Origin of the sequence: Acinetobacter sp. YH16051, assembly GCF_013417135.1 — a bacterium.
GTDB lineage: Bacteria > Pseudomonadota > Gammaproteobacteria > Pseudomonadales > Moraxellaceae > Acinetobacter > Acinetobacter towneri.
This window is the reverse complement of the sequence record NZ_VPEN01000015.1, coordinates 1-19,329: the sequence shown is the minus strand read 5'-3', so window position 1 is coordinate 19,329 and position 19,329 is coordinate 1. Positions and strand designations below refer to the sequence as shown.

The 19,329-nt window shown below is 43.0% G+C and carries 16 protein-coding genes and 1 riboswitch; of the genes, 2 read left to right on the top strand and 14 right to left on the bottom strand.

From position 1 onward, the window contains the following. Nucleotides 1-57 precede the first annotated feature (57 nt). From FTV41_RS11355 to FTV41_RS11340, 4 genes are all read right to left on the bottom strand, one after another. Nucleotides 58-633 carry a TMEM165/GDT1 family protein gene (locus tag FTV41_RS11355; RefSeq protein WP_004974251.1) on the bottom strand — a complete coding sequence of 192 codons (576 nt, stop codon included), beginning with the start codon at nt 631-633 and terminating at the stop codon, nt 58-60. A 72-nt stretch (nt 634-705) separates the two neighbouring features. Next, a riboswitch (yybP-ykoY riboswitch) is annotated at nt 706-865 on the bottom strand. A gap of 98 nt (nt 866-963) precedes the next feature. After that, nucleotides 964-2,943 carry a 2-oxo acid dehydrogenase subunit E2 gene (locus tag FTV41_RS11350; protein ID WP_179990246.1) on the bottom strand — a complete coding sequence of 660 codons (1,980 nt, stop codon included), beginning with the start codon at nt 2,941-2,943 and terminating at the stop codon, nt 964-966. A gap of 2 nt (nt 2,944-2,945) precedes the next feature. Continuing rightward, nucleotides 2,946-5,648 carry a pyruvate dehydrogenase (acetyl-transferring), homodimeric type gene (gene aceE / locus FTV41_RS11345; RefSeq protein WP_096901655.1) on the bottom strand — a complete coding sequence of 901 codons (2,703 nt, stop codon included), beginning with the start codon at nt 5,646-5,648 and terminating at the stop codon, nt 2,946-2,948. 368 nt (nt 5,649-6,016) lie between these two features. After that, nucleotides 6,017-6,700, bottom strand: a complete 684-nt coding sequence (locus FTV41_RS11340; protein WP_004974246.1) for a M23 family metallopeptidase — start codon at nt 6,698-6,700, stop codon at nt 6,017-6,019. A gap of 106 nt (nt 6,701-6,806) precedes the next feature. Between FTV41_RS11340 and FTV41_RS11335 the strand changes: the two genes are divergently transcribed. Beyond that, complete coding sequence (locus FTV41_RS11335) at nt 6,807-7,247, top strand: DciA family protein (protein ID WP_004974242.1); 441 nt, start codon at nt 6,807-6,809, stop codon at nt 7,245-7,247. 97 nt (nt 7,248-7,344) lie between these two features. Here the strand turns inward: FTV41_RS11335 and lpxC are convergent, their stop codons facing one another. From lpxC to gshB, 8 genes are all read right to left on the bottom strand, one after another. After that, nucleotides 7,345-8,247: a UDP-3-O-acyl-N-acetylglucosamine deacetylase gene (gene lpxC, locus FTV41_RS11330; RefSeq protein WP_179990241.1), complete on the bottom strand. Its 903-nt coding sequence runs from the start codon at nt 8,245-8,247 to the stop codon at nt 7,345-7,347. Nucleotides 8,248-8,370: 123 nt separating this feature from the next. Then, nucleotides 8,371-9,552, bottom strand: a complete 1,182-nt coding sequence (gene ftsZ, locus FTV41_RS11325) for a cell division protein FtsZ (RefSeq protein ID WP_004974238.1) — start codon at nt 9,550-9,552, stop codon at nt 8,371-8,373. A gap of 159 nt (nt 9,553-9,711) precedes the next feature. Continuing rightward, nucleotides 9,712-10,974 (bottom strand): cell division protein FtsA, encoded by a 1,263-nt coding sequence (ftsA, locus tag FTV41_RS11320; RefSeq protein WP_004974236.1) that lies wholly within the window; start codon nt 10,972-10,974, stop codon nt 9,712-9,714. 67 nt (nt 10,975-11,041) lie between these two features. Beyond that, nucleotides 11,042-11,896: a cell division protein FtsQ/DivIB gene (locus FTV41_RS11315; RefSeq protein WP_004974235.1), complete on the bottom strand. Its 855-nt coding sequence runs from the start codon at nt 11,894-11,896 to the stop codon at nt 11,042-11,044. A gap of 2 nt (nt 11,897-11,898) precedes the next feature. Next, on the bottom strand, nt 11,899-12,828 hold the full coding sequence (locus FTV41_RS11310) for a D-alanine--D-alanine ligase (RefSeq protein ID WP_004974232.1): 930 nt from the start codon (nt 12,826-12,828) through the stop codon (nt 11,899-11,901). 56 nt (nt 12,829-12,884) lie between these two features. Further along, nucleotides 12,885-14,333: a UDP-N-acetylmuramate--L-alanine ligase gene (murC, locus tag FTV41_RS11305; protein WP_179990852.1), complete on the bottom strand. Its 1,449-nt coding sequence runs from the start codon at nt 14,331-14,333 to the stop codon at nt 12,885-12,887. Between the two features lie 3 nt (nt 14,334-14,336). Further along, complete coding sequence (gene murG, locus FTV41_RS11300; protein ID WP_179996564.1) at nt 14,337-15,440, bottom strand: undecaprenyldiphospho-muramoylpentapeptide beta-N-acetylglucosaminyltransferase; 1,104 nt, start codon at nt 15,438-15,440, stop codon at nt 14,337-14,339. Between the two features lie 319 nt (nt 15,441-15,759). Further along, nucleotides 15,760-16,704, bottom strand: coding sequence for a glutathione synthase (gene gshB / locus FTV41_RS11295; protein WP_004974228.1), 945 nt, complete (start codon nt 16,702-16,704; stop codon nt 15,760-15,762). A gap of 116 nt (nt 16,705-16,820) precedes the next feature. On the opposite strand from gshB, the gene FTV41_RS11290 reads away from it, so the two are divergent. Continuing rightward, the gene (locus FTV41_RS11290; protein ID WP_070155853.1) at nt 16,821-17,015 is read left to right on the top strand and encodes a DUF3565 domain-containing protein; all 195 of its coding nucleotides are present in this window, start codon (nt 16,821-16,823) and stop codon (nt 17,013-17,015) included. Between the two features lie 261 nt (nt 17,016-17,276). Here FTV41_RS11290 and FTV41_RS11285 read toward each other — a convergent pair whose 3' ends face one another. Together FTV41_RS11285 and FTV41_RS11280 are read right to left on the bottom strand one after the other, a co-directional pair. Next, nucleotides 17,277-17,936 carry a hypothetical protein gene (locus tag FTV41_RS11285; RefSeq protein ID WP_179996563.1) on the bottom strand — a complete coding sequence of 220 codons (660 nt, stop codon included), beginning with the start codon at nt 17,934-17,936 and terminating at the stop codon, nt 17,277-17,279. Then, entirely contained in the window at nt 17,933-18,793 is an 861-nt protein-coding gene (locus FTV41_RS11280; RefSeq protein ID WP_178867106.1) for a PAAR domain-containing protein, read from the bottom strand. Before FTV41_RS11280 ends, FTV41_RS11285 begins: the two co-directional genes overlap by 4 nt. Nucleotides 18,794-19,329: the final 536 nt, after the last annotated feature.

The following is a 19,329-nucleotide window of genomic DNA, read 5'->3' as shown; positions in this document are numbered from 1 at the left end:
TTCACATAAATAAATCCCGAGCAGTTTGCTCAGGATTTATGCATTTTAATGAATAATTTAGAATAAATAATGTTGCGCCAAAGTCGACACACCAATAATTAGGAAAATCAGTGCACCAATTTTATGAATTAAAGCAATTGGCAATCGGGTCGCTAATTTATTGCCAATAAATACCGCAGGTGCATTGGCCAGCATCATCCCCAAAGTGGTTCCAAGCATGACCCAAAACACGCTGTCATAACGTGCGGCTAAAGCCACTGTGGCAATTTGAGTTTTATCGCCAATTTCTGCCAAAAAGAACAATACAAAGGTCGCGCCAAATACACCGTATTTTTGCCACTTGTTGATGCTTTCAGTTTCATCATCTAGCTGGTCTGGAATAAGCATCCAAATCGCCATGCCAATAAAACCTAAAGACAAAATCCACAATAAAATTTCTGGGCTAAGTACCGTGGTAATCCACTGCCCTAAAACTGCAGAAAGTCCGTGGTTAATGAGTGTTGCCAGTAAAATAGCAACCAAGATTGGAGCAGGTTTACGAAAACGTGCCGCGAGTAATAAAGCCAATAGTTGGGTTTTATCACCCATTTCGGCTAAGGCGACAATGGCAGTCGAGATGAGGAATTCATACATGATGTTTTTCTCTGGCTAGCACACATACCAATGACCTATCCCTCCTGCTAGCCAAAATCTGCAGAGTGATAAATCAAAGGTCTTGCCAACAAAAGAAAGCTTGAAAAAGCAGACTTGGTTCTTTGCTATGATGACCATGTTCTGTGGAACAAATATGTTGACCATCACCTTTTTACTGCATTCAGTTGAAACAGAAATTAGTAAAAAGCGGCTACTCCCCAATGAAGTACAGCTATTCTAAACGGAATACTGCGGTTAAGCAAATTTAGCCGAATAACGGCAGTGACAAAAAACCCTGCCGCAGCAGGGTTTTATAAAGCTTTTCTGAGTTTAGAGCAGCAAGCTACGAATATCTGCCAACAACTGGGTCAGTTTATGGGTAAAACGTGCTGCATCTGCGCCATTAATTACCCGATGGTCATACGACAATGACAATGGCAACATCAAGCGCGGATCAAAGCCTTCACCATTCCAGACAGGCTGCATGGTCGCTGGTGAAATACCCAAAATCGCAACCTGCGGCCAGTTCACCAACGGCGTAAATGCCGTACCGCCAATCGAACCTAAACTGGTGATGGTAAAGTTTGCACCTTGTAAATCTTTAGGCGACAACTTTTTATCACGCGCTTTTTGACTCAACTCACCCAGTTCAATCGCAATTTGTTTAATCGATTTCTGATCTGGATTACGTAGTACAGGCACGGTTAAACCATCGGGGGTTGCCACCGCAATGCCCATGTGGATTTCTTTACGCAGCAGCACAGACTTTTGATCGTCTGCCAGATGCGCAGCGAAATATGGCTCATCTTTCAGCAAATGCGCTACTGCTTTGGCAATGAACGCCAAAATGGTCAAGCTAACACCTTCTTTTTTGAAGTTAGCTTTCAATTCACTGCGCCACGCTTCTAGCTCAGTAATATCGGCCAAATCAAATTGCGTGACTTGTGGAATGTAATTGTTCAGGGACAATTGCGGAATTGACACTTGTTGTAAGCGCGTCAAACCTTTTTCTTCCACGCCACCAAATGCACTAAAATCAGGCAACTTTGGCAAACCTGTAACTTGCTGTGTTGTAGCAGCGACAGGAGCAGTCTGCGGCGCAGTAAGACGCGCTTTAACATAAGCCTTCAAGTCTTCTTTGAGTACACGTGCATGTGGGCCAGTGGCGTTTACATCGGCTAAAACGACACCCAACTCACGTGCCAGTTTACGCACAGCAGGGCCTGCATACACTTTTGCATTGGCTTCATGTTGCGCCTTGCTCAATTTATCTACATTCGTATGCGCACTTGCTGCAACTGTCGTGGTTTGTGCTGTAGATGCAGCACTGACTGCTGGCGATGCACTTGGTGCAGAGGCAACTTGAGCTGCTGCAACTGCTGTTGGTGCAGCTGCGCTTGCAGTTACTATCGTCACTAAGGCATTGCCCTGCGCAACACTTTGTCCTAATTCTACATGAATCGCTTGAATCACGCCTGCAGTAGTACTTGGCACTTCTACCGTAGCCTTGTCTGATTCCACCACAATCAAACTTTGGTCAGCAGCAACCGTATCGCCCACTTGTACCAAAATTTCTGCCACTGTGGCTTTATCGACCCCTAAATCAGGCACTGCGACTTCAACCTGTGCTGATGCTGTTGTTTGTGGTGCCGATGCGGTTGCTGCGCTCGCTGTTGCAGCAGCCGCTTCTGCTGATGCCACTTGAGGTGTTTCCACCTGTGTGACTGCAGCAGCGGCGGTTTTCACTTTCAGAATCACCACACCTTCTTTTACGGTATCACCCGTATTGATTTGGATAGCGGTAACTGTACCCGACACCGTACTCGGCACTTCTACTGTGGCTTTGTCCGACTCCACCACAATAATGCTTTGATCAACATCAATCGCATCGCCGACTTGTACTAAAATTTCCCCAACAACGGCTTTTTCCACGCCAATGTCAGGTACTTGTACATCTACTTCTTGCGCAGTGTTTGATGTCGCTGAGCTTGGTTCTGCAGCGATCACTGGTTCAGCATCTTGCTTCGGTGCAGCATCTACTTGGGCTTGCGGTGCAGCAACTTCTGTAGCAGCTGCCGTTTGAGCTTCAGTTTCCAACTCAATCAGCACCGCACCTTCAGTCACTTCATCGCCTTGTTGTACCAAAATACTTTTCACCACCCCTGCAACGGTGCTGGGTACTTCAACAGAGGCTTTGTCTGATTCCAATAGGACAATGCTGTCATCAACTGCAATCGTGTCGCCAACTTTGACAAGAATATCTGCAACAGTGGCTTTATCGACACCAATATCAGGCGTTTGAATTTGCATGATCAGTGCTCCTCTTTGTAGTCAGCAACCGCTTGTACTTCAGGAACCGCTTGCGGTGCCCACGCGACAGGACGATCTGTATCTAACTCAAATGTCGAGATTGCATCTTTGACCAAACGCGCATCGACTTCGCCTTCATCAGCCAGTTTTTTCAAGGTGGCTACCACAATATGTGCTGCATCGACCCCAAAGTAGCTACGCAAGTTACCGCGGGTATCGGAACGACCATAACCATCGGTACCTAAGGCAACAAATGGACGATTGTCTGGCAAGTAACCGCGAATTTGCTCGCTATAGGCGCGCATGTGATCGGTAGCAGACACGACAATGCCATCTTTGCCACGTAACTGTTGTGAGATCCACGGCTCTTTGCTTTCTTCTGCCAGTGGATGCAAGCGGTTGTATTCTTCACACGCCATACCATCACGTGCCAATTCGTTAAAACTGGTCACACTGTAGACATTCGAGTGGATTTGATACTCTTCACGCAAGATTTTCGCCGCTTTGATGACTTCACGCAAAATCACACCTGAACCTAGCAATTGAACCGTGGCTTTTTCATCTTCCTGCAGTAAATACATGCCGCGCTTAATGCCTTCTTCCACACCTTGTGGCATTTCAGGATGCTCGTAGTTTTCATTCATTACGGTGAGGTAATAGAACACGCGCTCCTGATTGACATACATGCGTTGCAAACCATCATGCACAATCACGGCAAGCTCATAACCAAAGCATGGGTCATAGGACACACAGTTTGGAATAGTATTGGCTAAAATATGCGAGTGACCATCTTGGTGTTGCAAGCCTTCACCATTGAGTGTGGTACGTCCTGCAGTGGCACCCAACAAGAAACCTTGCGCCTGTGCATCACCTGCCGCCCATGCAATATCCCCAATACGTTGGAAACCAAACATGGAGTAATACATATACATTGGGATCATTGGTAAGTTATTGGTCGAATAACTGGTACCCAAAGCTGCCCAAGCACTCATTGCACCTGCTTCGTTAATGCCTTCTTGCAGCATGTGACCGTCTTTGGCTTCACGATAATGCATCAATTGTTCTTGGTCTTCAGGGGTGTATTTTTGCCCATGTGCGGCATAAATACCCAGTTGACGGAACATGCCTTCTAAACCGAAAGTACGTGCTTCATCGGGTACAATGGGTACCACACGGTCTTTAATGGCTTTTTCTTTGAGCAGGGCAGAAATCAAACGCACCATCACCATAGTGGTCGATTGTTCTTTGCCACCTGAACCTGCCAAGACTGAATCGAAAACTGATAATTCAGGAATTTGTAAAGCTTCGCTGTCTTTACGACGCGCAGGCAAATAACCACCCAACGCTTCGCGACGCGCTTTCATATATTTCAATTCAGGCGAATTTTCACTTGGACGATAGAACGGCACTTCTTCAAGTTGCTCATCGCTAAATGGCAAGTTGAAGCGGTCACGTACATATTTTAAAGAATCCAACTGCATTTTTTTGATTTGGTGGGTTTTGTTCACCGCTTCAATTTCATCAGACAAACCATAACCTTTGACAGTTTTGGCTAAAATGACCGTTGGCTGACCTTTGGCCTTACATGCTTCAGCATACGCCGCAAATACTTTGTACGGATCGTGACCACCACGGTTCAGGTTATCAATATCTTCATCGCTTAAATCTTTGACCAATTCTTTGGCTTCAGGATATTTACCAAAGAATTTCTCACGAGCGTATGCACCACCTTTCACTTGCAAGCGCTGATAATCACCATCCACCGCTTCTTCCATAATGGCTCTTAATGCACCTGTGTCGTCTTTGTCTAATAAAGCATCCCAATGACGCCCCCAGACCACTTTAATCACGCGCCAACCTGCGCCACGGAATAACGACTCAAGTTCTTGAATGATTTTACCGTTACCGCGTACAGGGCCATCTAAACGCTGTAAGTTACAGTTCACCACCCAAATCAGGTTATCTAGCTTTTCACGACCTGCCAGTGAAATTGCACCCAAACTTTCTGGCTCATCCATTTCACCATCGCCTAGATATGCCCAGACTTTACGGTCTTCTTCTTTAATTAAACCGCGGTTCATTAAGTATTTTTGAATATGTGCCTGATAAATTGACATGATTGGACCCAGACCCATCGACACCGTTGGGAACTGCCAATAGTCAGGCATTAAATAAGGATGTGGATAGCTAGGTAAACCGTTACCGCCCACTTCACGGCGGAAATTATTCAATTGATCTTCGGTTAAACGCCCTTCTAAAAATGAACGGGCATAAATACCGGGTGCACAGTGACCTTGGTAGTAGATCATATCACCGCCAAAATGATCACTATTGGCACGGAAGAAATGGTTAAAACCAACATCATACAATGTTGCTGAAGATGCGAAACTTGCAAGGTGACCACCTAAATCATCACCTGTTTTATTGGCACGCAATACCATTGCCAACGCATTCCAGCGAATCAGGGCGCGAATACGACGCTCCATATCCTGATCGCCCGGCATGGCAGGTTGTTCTTCCACTGAAATGGTATTGAGGTAAGGAGTATTTAATCGCTGAATGGGTACATGCTTTGCAATTGCACGTTGGTACAGTTTTTCGAGTAAAAATGCTGCCCGTTCAGTACCCATATGTTGTAACACAGCATCAAAGGCGTCTTGCCATTCTTGGGTTTCTTGTGAGTCCGTATCACCGTAAAACGCCATAATTCACTATTCCTAAGCCTAATCGTATGCTTTATATGTATCATAATTTAGACTTTAGTAGATATGGCTAATCTTAAATGCATATCCTGCATACTATTTAGAAAATAAATAGTCATTGACACATTCTTACAGCAAATAACAAAAAACCGCCAATTTAGGCGGTTTTTTATACAATAAAGCAGATACTGCGTGTTATTATTTTTTTAGGTGATAAGTTGATGTCTGAAATGTCTCACTAGATTTCGCTAAAAGCTAAAACGTGAGTATAAAGAAAAGCGACCTTTGCCGCTTTAATTTCATGTTTTAATTTGTAGTTCGCGTGTAGTTTACAGTGAGTGTGGCTAGAGCATGAATTTCTAGCCAAAACATTACGGCAACATTGCTAAATAGGTAGAAGGGTTCTTACGTTGACCATCTTTCACTACTTCATAATGTAAGTGAGGACCTGTACAACGACCTGTACAACCCACGTTGGCAATATGTTCGCCTGCATCTACACGGTCACCCACACGTGCAATTAAACGTGAAGCGTGTGCGTAGCGCGTGATATAACCATTACCGTGGTTAATTTCTACATATTGACCATAACCTGTGCCCCAGCCTGACTTGGTCACAATACCTGGGCCAGTCGCATAAATTGGAGTACCGCTTGGTGCAGCAAGGTCTAAGCCTGAATGGTTTTCAGCACGACCACTCATGACACGACCGCCATAGTTCGAGCTAATACGTGCATTTGGTAATGGATGTGACACTAACCAAGCATAAGGATTTGAAGAAGCAAAACGGGTGCTGGTATTGGTACCGTATTTTTTTGCTAAAGACGCATTGTTTAATTCTGTAGTCTTTTCACGAAGCTTAACGGTCATCTGCGTTTGTGCAGGAACATCAATGTCTTGTGTTTCTGTATAAGAACCTTGTGACAAGGTGCGGGTTAATTGCTCAATACGATCAGTCGATGAATTTTGAGAATCTAACTCAACTAAATCAGCAAATGCGACAGATGCTGCCGAAGCTGCCAGTGAAAACGCTAATAAAATACGGCGCGAATGCATAAAAAAACCTCTTAACTGTTCTTACTTGAAGTTCCTTGTGATCTCTTCCTTGATATCTACTGAAAGGAGCGCATAAGATTAGGGCATAAACATGAAGGAATGATGTATGTCCGAACCTGTGAATCTCTTTCAACAAACAAGAAAACACATAAAAACAGGAAACCTAACGTTTCTCTCAACCCAAGTTGCTGCATGGCAGAAACTTGGCAAACTTATTCAACCTTTACTGCCGCAACCAGAGCAATGGCAGGTGGTTTGTTATCAACAAGGTGTCTTAACCATTACTGGAACGAATCAAGCGATGGTCAGTCAACTTGCTTATTTGCAAAAGCAATACATTACTCAACTGTCACAACTGCATGAACTGAAAGACATACAAAAAATTCAAGTTCGTTTAAGAGTTGAATCTCAAACGCCCCCAAAAAGCGAAAAGCCTTTAAGAACACTTAGTCCAGAAACTCAAGATATGTTACGAGGTGCTGCTGACTTTGTGAGCGACCCTAAGCTTAGCCAAGCTTTGTTACGTTTGGCAAGCAATAAAAAATAATTGTTTGCAGAAAACACCAAAAACTCGTGCTCAAATTTGTGATGAAATTCACATATTATTATTGTTACATTATAACGTAGTAAGAAAAGACAATGACTTATGTCACATGCACAAAAGTGATCGGGCAAGAATTTATGTCATCAAATGTTACAATTTCATAACTGGTTGGATCGCTCTGAACATTGCGTAATAACTGATTATTTAAGGCATGTCCTGATTTATAACCATCAAACTTGGCAATAATTTGATGTCCAAGCAAGTACAAATCCCCCACAGCATCTAAAATTTTATGCCGTACAAACTCGTCCGAGAAGCGCAAACCTTCTTCATTGACCACGCCTGTATCATCTACCCCAATGGCATTATCTAAACTCGCACCCAAAGCCAAATTATTGGCTTTTAAATAGTCCAAATCTTTCATAAAGCCAAAAGTACGTGCGCCACTGACTTCATAGACAAAGGTTTCTGTAGAAAAATCGATGGTGGCAGACTGATATTCTTTTTTAAAGGCAGGATGATCAAAGTCGATGGTGAAATTGAGCTGAAAACCTTCATGCGGACTGAACACCGCACGTTTATCGTCAATTAAAGCTTCTACAGGTTTTAAAATTTTGATGAACTTTTTCGCAGCATCCTGTTCTTTTAAACCACCCTGCATCAACAAATAAATAAAAGGCCCTGCACTGCCGTCCATAATGGGCACTTCAGAGGCAGACACTTCAATAATCAAGTTATCAATGCCCAACCCTGCAATTGCACTCATAACATGCTCAATAGTGCCAACTTTGGCATTATCCTGAACCAAATTCGAGCACATAAATGCTTCTTGAATCAGCATGGCATCGGCTGGAATATCGACAGGCGGATTTAAATCGATACGACGAAACACAATTCCCCCATCGGCATGATGCGGCACAAAGTTGATCAATACTTTTTGACCACTGTGCAGACCAATACCGCTCGCCTTGACGACACGTTGTAGGGTACGTTGTTTCAGCATGTTCTCAATTCATCTAAATTTTAAAACCGCTATACGTTAGCATATTTAGCCATTGATAAAAAACAAAAAAGGCAGTTTAAAACTGCCTTTTCCCGATCACACAATGAAATTGAGGATCTTGTCTTATTTACGCTGCTGATTTTTCAAATAGTCTTGAATACTCATTGGCGTTGGACGCGCAGAGCCTGATGTTGTTGTCGCACTAATTGCAGGCGCAGTTTCTGCCTGCTGACGCTGAATTGCAGGCACATCATCTTCTTCTACTGCCGCTGTTGGTGCTGCAGAAGTGGTTTGTGTCACGGTGCGTTTTGCAGGCTCTGGTGTATCGCCTGTGTTACGCGCTAAACCAGTAGCAATAACAGTCACGCTAATTTCGTCACGCGCTTCAGGATCAAATACCGTACCGTAGAATACTTGGGTTTGTTCGGTATCTGAAAGTTGATGAATCACGTCCATGATCTCTTCGATTTCACCGAAGGTCACATCATCACCACCCGTTACGTTAATCAACAAGCCTTTGGCATTGGCAATGGTTACGCTATCGAGCAATGGGCTACGAATCGCTTGTTCAGCCGCTTGACGCGCACGGTTTTCACCACGACCTGAACCAACACCCATCATCGCATAACCGCGCGTACTCATCGCAGTTTTCAAGTCAGCAAAGTCTAGGTTGATGTGACCTGGACGTACCACCAAATCAAAAATACTGCGTACACCGTTCAACAAAACGTCATCGGCTTTTTTATACGCATCTTTCATTGAAATGTCGCGGTAAACTTTCATTAAACGCTGGTTTGGAATAATGATTAAAGAGTCTACATGCTGTTCTAATGCCGCAATCCCTTTTTCCGCAGAAAGTAAGCGACGCTTACCCTCAAAGTTAAATGGCGTAGTCACCACACCAACAGTCAAAATGCCCATTTCTTTGGCAATTTCAGCCACAACTGGCGCAGCACCTGTACCTGTACCACCGCCCATCCCTGCAGTCACGAACACCATGTCTGTGCCTTCAAGTTGCTGACAGATCAGCTCGCGGCTTTCTTCCGCTGCAGTTTGACCCACTTGAGGATCACCGCCCGCGCCTAAACCACGTGTGCTTTGCTCACCTAGCTGGATTTTGAATTGCGAATTCATGCGATCCAATGCTTGTTTGTCCGTATTGGCACAAACAAATTTTACACCCTGAATATCCGACTCAAGCATGTGCTGCACAGCGTTACCACCTGCACCACCCACACCAAACACAGTGAAACGGGCTTGACCGTTGCTATCGGTTTGATCATCTATAAATTCAAATGAGGCCATGACCTTTAGATTTCCTAATACGTTATTGGCAGTCACTTAAGCCCGTATACTGCCTTGATCTTCATATAAATTATTTTTAAGAATGCTGTTCAACTTCTGGCTTGTCAAGTACCAGTGATGATCCGTACAACTTCCTAACAATATTCCCAAAAAACTCAACTAAAAAATAGATTTTAACTTTTCGTTCAAGCCAGACCATGCCCGTCCGACACGCCCCCAAACCGATAAGGTTTCAGGGTCTTCATGTTCTACAATCGTGTCTTGAGTATAGTTTTGACTATAAAGCAATAAGCCTGAAGCTGTTGCATATTGTGAACGGCGTAAGGCGGCCTGATGCGGTTCATCGGCATAAACTTGTGAAGGATGATTCCCCAAGTGTGCCGAAACACCCAACATACGACGTACCAAGCTGATCATGCCTTCAATTTGTGAGGCATCACCCGCCAAAACCACACCATGATATAAACCATGAATGGCACCGCTCTTTTCGAGTTCCTGACGAATTTGTGCAAAAATTTCTTCATAACGCGCAATAATAATTTCCGCCAGTTCAATACGGCTAATGGTTTGCGGCCCATCAATGCCCTGAATCTGAATCATGTGATCAGGTTTGACCACTTTCATATCTACACAGCCATACAATAGCTTAATCCGTTCAGCTTCTTCAGTTGTGGTTTGTAACACCGCTGCAATATCGCGGGTGACATGCTCACCACCACGCTGCAAAGTGTGTGCCAAGGCCAAACGTCCATCTAAATAAACTGCAATACTGGTCGTACCTGCGCCAATATCTACCAGACACACACCGTATTCTTTTTCATCTTTAAGCAGACTGGCTTCTGCAGTGGCTAAATTTGACACCACCATTTTTTCGACACCAATATTGGCACCTTTTAAAGCACGGTCTAAATTCTGCATGGTGCTAATAGGCAACATCATCAATTGATAATGCCCCGTCATGCTATGTGCTGACATACGAATTGGGTTTTGTACCCATTCACCCGAATCATCTAAATCGAAACCGAGTGGTACTGCACTCACCAAATAATGGTCTGAGGTGAGGTGACTGGCTTTGGCCAAGTCCAAGGCGCGTACCACTTCACTGGTGGTAATGGTGTGATCACTACTTTCAATAGGTGTGCGACCTGAAGCATAAAAGCTTTTTAGCTCTGCACTAGGAATAGAAATCCATGCCGAATGCACTCGGCATTCCGCCATATCTTCCGCTTCTTGCACAGCATTTTTAATTGCAGTAATCACTTTATCGAGACTGACAATTTTTCCTTTACTCATGCCTCGATTACGTGCGGTGGCCATACCAATGACTTGGATATTGTCTGGCGCATGGACCTTAGCAATCAAAACTGAAACTTTGTGCGTCCCAATGTCAATCGCAACAACCGAGGGAACAGCTTCACTCATTTATTCACTACCATTACCAGTATGTTTAATTTATGGCTTAATGCCTCTATTTTTTTAAAGCCCAATATTATGGCTTTGCTCTTATTCCCTCTGCAATGCTTGTGTCATCAATCGTTACAACAAAGTGACCATTTGCAATTTTTGGCGGAATTGAGTTTTTCCATTGAATGGCTAAACCATTGCGATAACGCAAATCGATGGCGGATATTTTAGACCATACAGGTTTCAAATCACTTTGTGCAAGATGCCCCAAGCGCTGCAGCTTACTCATGGTTTGATCTTTATCTACAATAACACGTAGACCTGAATCAAACTGCATAAACCACGTCATACGTTCTGTTAAATATAGTTCTTTTAAACGATCGTTGACGGGTAAGAATAATTGGTTAATTTCATTATAACGACGCATCATCATTTTAGATTGATGCGTTGGCCCGTGTAATAACGGTAAATGTTGATTATTTTGTGGCGTGACCTCGGTAAAGACTTCACCGCTGTCACTGAGCAAACGACCTGTCCCCCAACGTGCAATTGGATGACGCGGCATAACCCGCACACGAATAGCATTCGGCCACGCACGTGAAACCACCACTCGATCTACCCAAGACAACTCCAAAGCGGTATCGCGGATTTGCTCTAGGTCAGAGGTGAAATAGTTCTTGGTCATTACAGGGTTCACATGCGTCATCACTTGGCGGTGTTCCGCATCTGAACGTGTACCCACTACATCTAGCTTGGCAATTTGTGCATCGGTCATGACTTTGTATAGCCCGTACGCACCCACTGCCAACACGAGCACCGCAACGCACAGCATTACCCAACCGCCAAAATGAATCAGCTTTTCTTTGGCTGTTGGCGGTTTGTCATGAATCGAGGTAATCGCTGCCCGTTTACGGCGCAAGGATGCAGGAAGTTGAGCCATATTTAGTGTGCTTCACCTGTAAGGGTTTGTGCCAAAATTGCCACACACAGCTCATCAAAACTATAGCCGACTGCATTTGCCGCTTTCGGAACTAAAGAGTGGCTGGTCATTCCCGGCACGGTATTCACTTCCAATAGCCAGAAATTGCCGTTCTCATCTTGCATGGCATCAATACGACCCCAGCCACTTGCACCCACGGCTTGGAAGGCACGTAATGCCAAAGCTTGTAACTGTTGCTCTTCGGCAGTGCTTAAACCACACGGAATACCGTATTGCACATCATTACGTTGATATTTGGCTTCATAATCATAGAACGCCACATCTTTCGGTGGTTCTAAACGAATAATCGGTAAAGCCTGACCATTTAACAGCACGATGGTAAATTCACGTCCTGTAATCCATTTTTCAGCCATAACAATAGCGTCATGTGCAGTTGCTTTCGCTACAGCATCGGCAAAGTCTTCTACTTTTTCAACTTTGCTCATGCCAATACTTGAACCTTCATGTACAGGCTTGATGATGAGTGGTAAACCCAATTCGGCAACCACGTCTTCAATATTGGAATCTTTGCTAACAATACGATATGGCGCAGTTGGCAAGTCAGAACCTTGCCAAATTTGCTTGGTCTTCACTTTGTCCATGCCAATGGCTGAACCTTGCACGCCCGTACCCGTGTATGGAATATTCAACCATTCCAAAACACCTTGAATTTGACCATCTTCACCACCGCGCCCGTGTAACACAATAAAGGCACGATCATAATTGACCAATTCGGTCACGCTACGTGTTTGTGGATCAAATGCTTCTGCATTGACCCCAGAACGTAGCAGTGCTTCGAGTACTGCTTGACCGCTGTCTAGAGAAACCTCACGCTCAGCAGATTTTCCACCCAATAACACGGCAACTTTGCCGAACTTTGAAGCATTTGACACGTTTATATCCTTAAACTTTAAACTGGTCGATCAAATTCAAACATCACAGGTTGTGATTATTTTAAATATAAATGGTTTTGTGCAAGCTCGATTGAAATCGCCCCCACATTACCTGCACCTTGGGTCAATAACAAGTCATTGGCCTGTAACACTTGTTTCACAATATTCGGTAGGTTGCCGTCATTTGGATCGACCAAAATTGGCTCAACCTGACCACGCAAACGAATACTGCGTGCCAAAGTACGGCTATCTGCGCCAACAATTGGTTTTTCACCCGCAGGATAAACATCGAGCAATAACAATTGATCGACTTGTGACAACACTTCCACAAAGTCATCAAAACAGTCACGGGTGCGACTAAAACGGTGTGGTTGGAACAACATCACCAAACGGCGATCAGGATGACTTTGACGCGCAGCTTTAATGGTGGCTTCCACTTCTTTCGGGTGATGTCCGTAGTCATCTACCAATTTCACATTGCCGTCTGCTACCTCAAACTCACCTTGTACTTGGAAACGACGACCGACACCGCTAAAGCCTTCTAAAGCACGGCAAATTGCACCATCAGAAACGCCTTCATCGGTGGCAATTCCAATTGCAGCCAAGGCATTCAATACGTTATGCAGCCCCGGTTGATTCACCGTCACGCGTAACGGTTCGCGGTCTTTACGCAGTACAGTAAAGTGTGTGCGCATGCCGTCTTGATCGACATCAATGGCACGAATATCGTTGTCTTCATTAAAACCATAGGTCAATACAGGGCGCCCGATACGCGGCATGATTTCACGAATATTGGCATCATCACCACACACCACAGCCAAACCGTAGAATGGCAGTTTGTGCAAAAATTGAATAAAGGTATCTTTTAAGGTATCGAAACTACCACCATAGGTGTCCATGTGGTCGGCATCAATATTGGTCACCACAGCCGCCATTGGCTCTAGGAATAAGAACGATGCATCAGATTCATCGGCTTCTGCCACGATATAACGGCTAGCACCCAATGCTGCATTGACCCCAGTACGGTTTAGCAAACCACCAATCACGTAAGTTGGATCCATGTTTTCTTCGGCCAACATACAGGTGATTAAACTGGTAGTGGTGGTTTTACCATGTGTACCCGCGACTGCAATACCATGACGGTAACGCATCAACTCGCCCAGCATTTCAGCACGACGCACCACAGGAATACGGGTGTCAATTGCTGTTTTAATTTCTGGGTTTTCTGGGTCAATTGCAGTAGACACCACCAACACATTGGCGCCTTTAATATTCTCTGCCGCATGCCCAATATAAACCTTGATGCCGTTTTCTTCTAATTGCGCTGTGGTTTTTGAAGCTTTGATGTCTGAACCCGACACTTTATAGCCTTGGTTTTTCAAGACTTCGGCAATACCACACATCCCCGCGCCACCAATACCCACAAAATGAATGTGTTTGATACGGCGCATTTCAGGCACTTTGATTAATTTTTTCGCTTGATCAGCGGGTGTAGATGGAGACATATTTTACTCGAACAATGCTTGAATAAGACGAACCACGTGTTGAGTTGCATCAGGCTGCGCCTGCTGACGGGCTTTGACCGCCATTTCAGACAACAATTGACGATTCATTAACGGGGTTAATAATGTTGTTAAACTTTCAGGTGTCATGCTGGCTTGCGGACAGATTTTTGCTGCACCAAGATCGGCTAAAAACTTGGCATTGGCAGTTTGGTGATCATCCACCGCACTAGGCAATGGTACAAATACTGCTGCAACACCTGCAGTCGCGACCTCGGTTACCGTGAGTGCGCCCGCACGACAAATAATTAAATCGGCATCACTATAGGCTTTGGCCATATCTTCAATAAAAGGCTGTACCTCAACCTGTAAATGGTCAGGCTTGTGTGCATAACGTGCCTGCGTCGCTTCGGCATGGTTTTGCCCACATTGATGATAAACATCTAAAGCGACATTTAGATGCTTTAACGTTTCAGGTACACATTCATTTAAGGCTTGTGCACCTAGTGAACCACCCACAATTAAAATACGAATTGGCAAGCCTGCTTTTTCACGTTCCTGATAGCGCCATGCAGGGCTTAAGGTCGCAGTGATTTCTTCACGAACAGGGTTGCCTGTGGTGACAATTTTGTTACTGTTTGGAAAGGTATTTGGGAAAGCCTGACACACAGTTTTTGCCACACGTGACAATTGAGTGTTGGTAAAACCCGCGACTGCATTTTGCTCGTGAATCAGCACAGGGATACCCAAAGCACGTGCTGCCAAGCCACCCGGCCCTGCCACATAACCACCAAAACCTGCAACAGCATCAACTTTTAATTGCTTCATGTAACGCACAGCACTGAGCGTTGCGCCTAAAATTTTAAATGGTGCAGCCAGTTTACGGATCAAACCGTTGCCACGTACACCTTGAATATTAATTTGGTAAATTGGGATATTATGATTTTTAAGCAGACGATTTTCCATGCCCGTTGGGGTCGCCAACCATGACACTTGAATCCCTTGTTGCTGTAATTGTTTTGCGACGGCCAAAGCGGGAAAAACATGTCCACCTGTACCTGCGGCCATCATCATGACATGTTTAGGCTGTTGTTGCTGTGCGTCAGTCACGGTTTAATTCTTCAACTCAAAATAAGGCAAATAAAAATCTTGTATAAGCTATCAATTGTAATCACAAACGCATGGGCTTTAAAGGTTATTTACTTTTTTTCACCAAGTGCTTGATTGTTTTTTTCTACAGATTTTCAAGTTTAAACTAGTTTTATTATTAATCTACGGAAAATGTTAAGTTTTATTCAATTTTACCTGCTTTGATTGATCTATTTTGCAAAGTGTTTAAGTTGTTTTTTGTATCCACGTCTCTAAAAACAAGGCCGCTTTCAAATAGAAAACGGCTTTTGTATTGATACAGTGAGCATAAAGCCCAAACTTAGTTGGGACGACCTGCTTCAAGTACGGTAAATAAATCATCGGCAATGGATGTACCAAACTGTGCATCAATTTCACGAATACACGTTGGACTGGTCACGTTGATTTCAGTGACATAGTTGCCAATCACATCTAATCCGACAAAAACCAAGCCTTTTTCACGTAAAAATGGCCCGACTTTGGCGGCAATGGCTTTGTCATTTTCAGTCAATGGACGTGCTTCGCCTAAACCACCTGCAGCTAAGTTGCCACGCACTTCTCCATTTTGTGGAATTCGTGCCAAACAATAAGGCACAGGCTCACCATTAACCATGAGGATGCGTTTATCACCATCTACAATTTCTGGAATATAGCGCTGCGCCATGATTGGCTGAGTGCCGTTGTTGGTCAGAATTTCAATGGTTGAGCCAATATTGACCCCATCTTGGTACAAACGGAAAATTCCCATGCCGCCCATGCCATCGAGCGGTTTAACGATCACATCACCATGTTGCTGAATAAATTCACGAATCAGGCTTTGTTGTGACGTGACCAATGTCGGAACTTGTAGTTCTGGGAATTGAGTCGCAAACAGCTTTTCATTACAGTCACGCAGGCTTTGCGGCTTGTTGATGATCCATGCGCCTTCGCGTTCAGCTTGCTCTAAAATATATGTGGTATAAACGAAATTCATGTCAAAAGGCGGGTCTTTACGCATGAGAATGACATCATAATCAGCTAAGGATTCTTTGCGTTTTTCGCCCAATTCGTAATAATGGTTATAATCTTCAAAGACTTTGAGCGATGCAATCAGACCAAATGCCTTGCCCTGATCAATATATAAGTCTTGCTGTAATGCATAGCCCAAGGTATGCCCACGACGGCTTGCCGCCCATAACATCGCCATGGTTGAGTCTTTTTTCAAATTGACACTTTCGATGGGATCCATCACAACAAGTACGCGCATATTTCGGTGCTCTTTTGAAGAATTGAATAAGCAAAAGTATAGCGGAGTTTGGCTTTGGTTTTGCTGCAATTTTCGTAACGCTTTATCCACGATCATCATGCACTTAGGAGTATGCGATGCAACAAGCGATTATTGGTTTTCATTTAGATGAAGAAAATGATTGGGTCGCAGATTTGGCCTGCGGTCATGGGCAGCATGTGCGGCATAATCCACCGTGGCAAAACCGCCCGTGGGTAATCACAGAGCAAGGGCGCAAGGAAAAGTTGGGGGTGATGCTGGAGTGTAAGAAGTGTGAGGAGGAGACTGAGTGAATACGCTTAGATACTCAGTGTTATTCATACCCTCTTCATACCCCAAATGTCTCCTTTTAAGTCGTGCGTGTATAGCATTCTTCGCTGCCATTAAAGGGCGATCTGGTCTCATCCATGGAACTCGAGAACTTGTGGTGCACGCACTATGTTGTCGTGTATGACGTTAAAGATTCTGTTCGTATTTTAAGAATTTTGCATACATCACAACAGTAGGGTTAGGTTGATGTATTTACGCACTCCTGAAAACCAATACAACAAAGATCACTGGTAACTAGCGATCTGTTCAATCGCCAACTCATAAGAACTTTCAAACTGATATTTCAGCGTTTTATCTTGAGTAGAATGAATAAAATCTTCCATTTTTTGTCTATATTCTTCATGTCCTGCCTTATACATCGCGAGTAAGTACCCCCACTCACCATATAAATATTCAGAGTCATTTTTAGGAGTGACTTTCAATGTCTTTTCCAGCAATGACGCTACTTGGGCATAACATTTTTCATATTCATTTTTAGGCTTTTTAGCGTAATAGCTCAACTCACATTGAGTCAGTAAACGTGCTTCGCTAAACCTAGTTTTTAACATTTTACTATTTAAATCATAAGCTTCTTTATACATGGCTGTGGCTAAGTAAATCTGCATTTGCAACTTTTCTCGCTCGGAATCATTCTTAATTTTGCTTATTTCAGACAAACTATCTTTCATTACCTTATTCGCATGTTCTCTTTCCCTAAAATTCAAATTATGAATCGTATCTTTATATTTTTTTATAATAGATTGATCTTCTGCAGAAAGACTCTGGGCAGCTTCACTATCTTGAGTGAGTTCAACTTCACCATGATGTGTATTATGTCCATTAGATGAGCAGGCAGTGCTTCCGAATATCAAGAAGGCTGTTAAAAAAATAAGAAAATTCTTCATCTAACTTCCCTTGCTGCGGAATTTAAAGTAAAGCTGTGGGTTGTAAAACTGGGTATCGGGGTAACAACTCCACCGCTAAACGTCAATACATATCCAAGATCTAATTCAACCCTCAATAGGAGTAAATCAGGCTCAGGTAAGGTAATGTTACAGAAACCTACTGGTTCTTTTCCTCGCTCAATACTCCAAACCCCACCATCAGACTTCAATTCTTGTATTTTTAATAATTCAGATTTTCTATTTTTTTCTTTATAGAGTCTTAGAGTTGCATAAGGAGTGATTTTATTTGCATCATGTTTTACAACTGGCGGGTGATATGAAACTGTTATAAACAGATTCTTTTTCTTTAAAATAGATGTAACGATAAAATCACATGCTCCTGAAACTATTTGTAAAACACTCCCAAATAGCCCTTTTTTATCTTCATCGTATGGAGGAATTCCTGTTTTAAATTTTACATAATCGGTTTTATTAAACTCAATATAATAGTTCTCATACTTCCTCTTATTTGTAAAACTATTTATTAAATTCTGTTGAGCACTTATAGGCAGAGTTTGCTCAGTTTGAGGATTAGAAACTATATGATAATTAGCATTACTCCCACCAACAACATGCGACTGTTGCGGCTGAATAATAGCACCGCATGTTAATTTATCCCCGACATAAGCAACTGGCTTACCATCAAAGATAATATGGTCATGGCTTTTAATCACTGAAGACCAACATTTACATCTTGGACAGAAATGCCCATCGCCCGCTCTAACAAAAGAATTGCCCATTTGAGAATTTCTTATCTGAGTAGCTAGAATACGACCACCATGATTAGTTGGTGCATTATGAATAGCAAAACCTCTCATAATCTTAATCCTTATAGTTTAGTCATGACTAAGAGAGTTCTGAAATGTTAATTGATCTTTAAAAATGCATATTGCCACCGAATTGTTAAAAGTATCAATAATTTCATCGCCATTCTTTAATTGACTACTGACCAATAGAGCAGTGATACCTTCAACAACTTTTAAGATTTGCTCAATCTCTTTTGAGAACATCTGTTGTTCTAGTGTTTTGATAAATAATTTGTATAACGAAGTTGATCTTGTCATTTTTGAGTTCGTATATGTTTTTATTATATAATGCGAAGTATAACAAACTTTTAAATTAGTAAAAAATCATAGTACTTTTCTCATATTAAATTTTAATGTGATTTAAAAATACAAAATTTGTCTCACCCCTCAGTCGGGCTTTTTTATTATTTATTACATTTCATTATATTAACCCGAATTACGGATAAGAAAAGCCCTTGAAAAAAAGGTAGTTAGAGCCATTTAGAAAGTTACGACACAACCCAAAGGCTCTAACTACCATGTACGATTTTACAGAAATTTTTTGTATT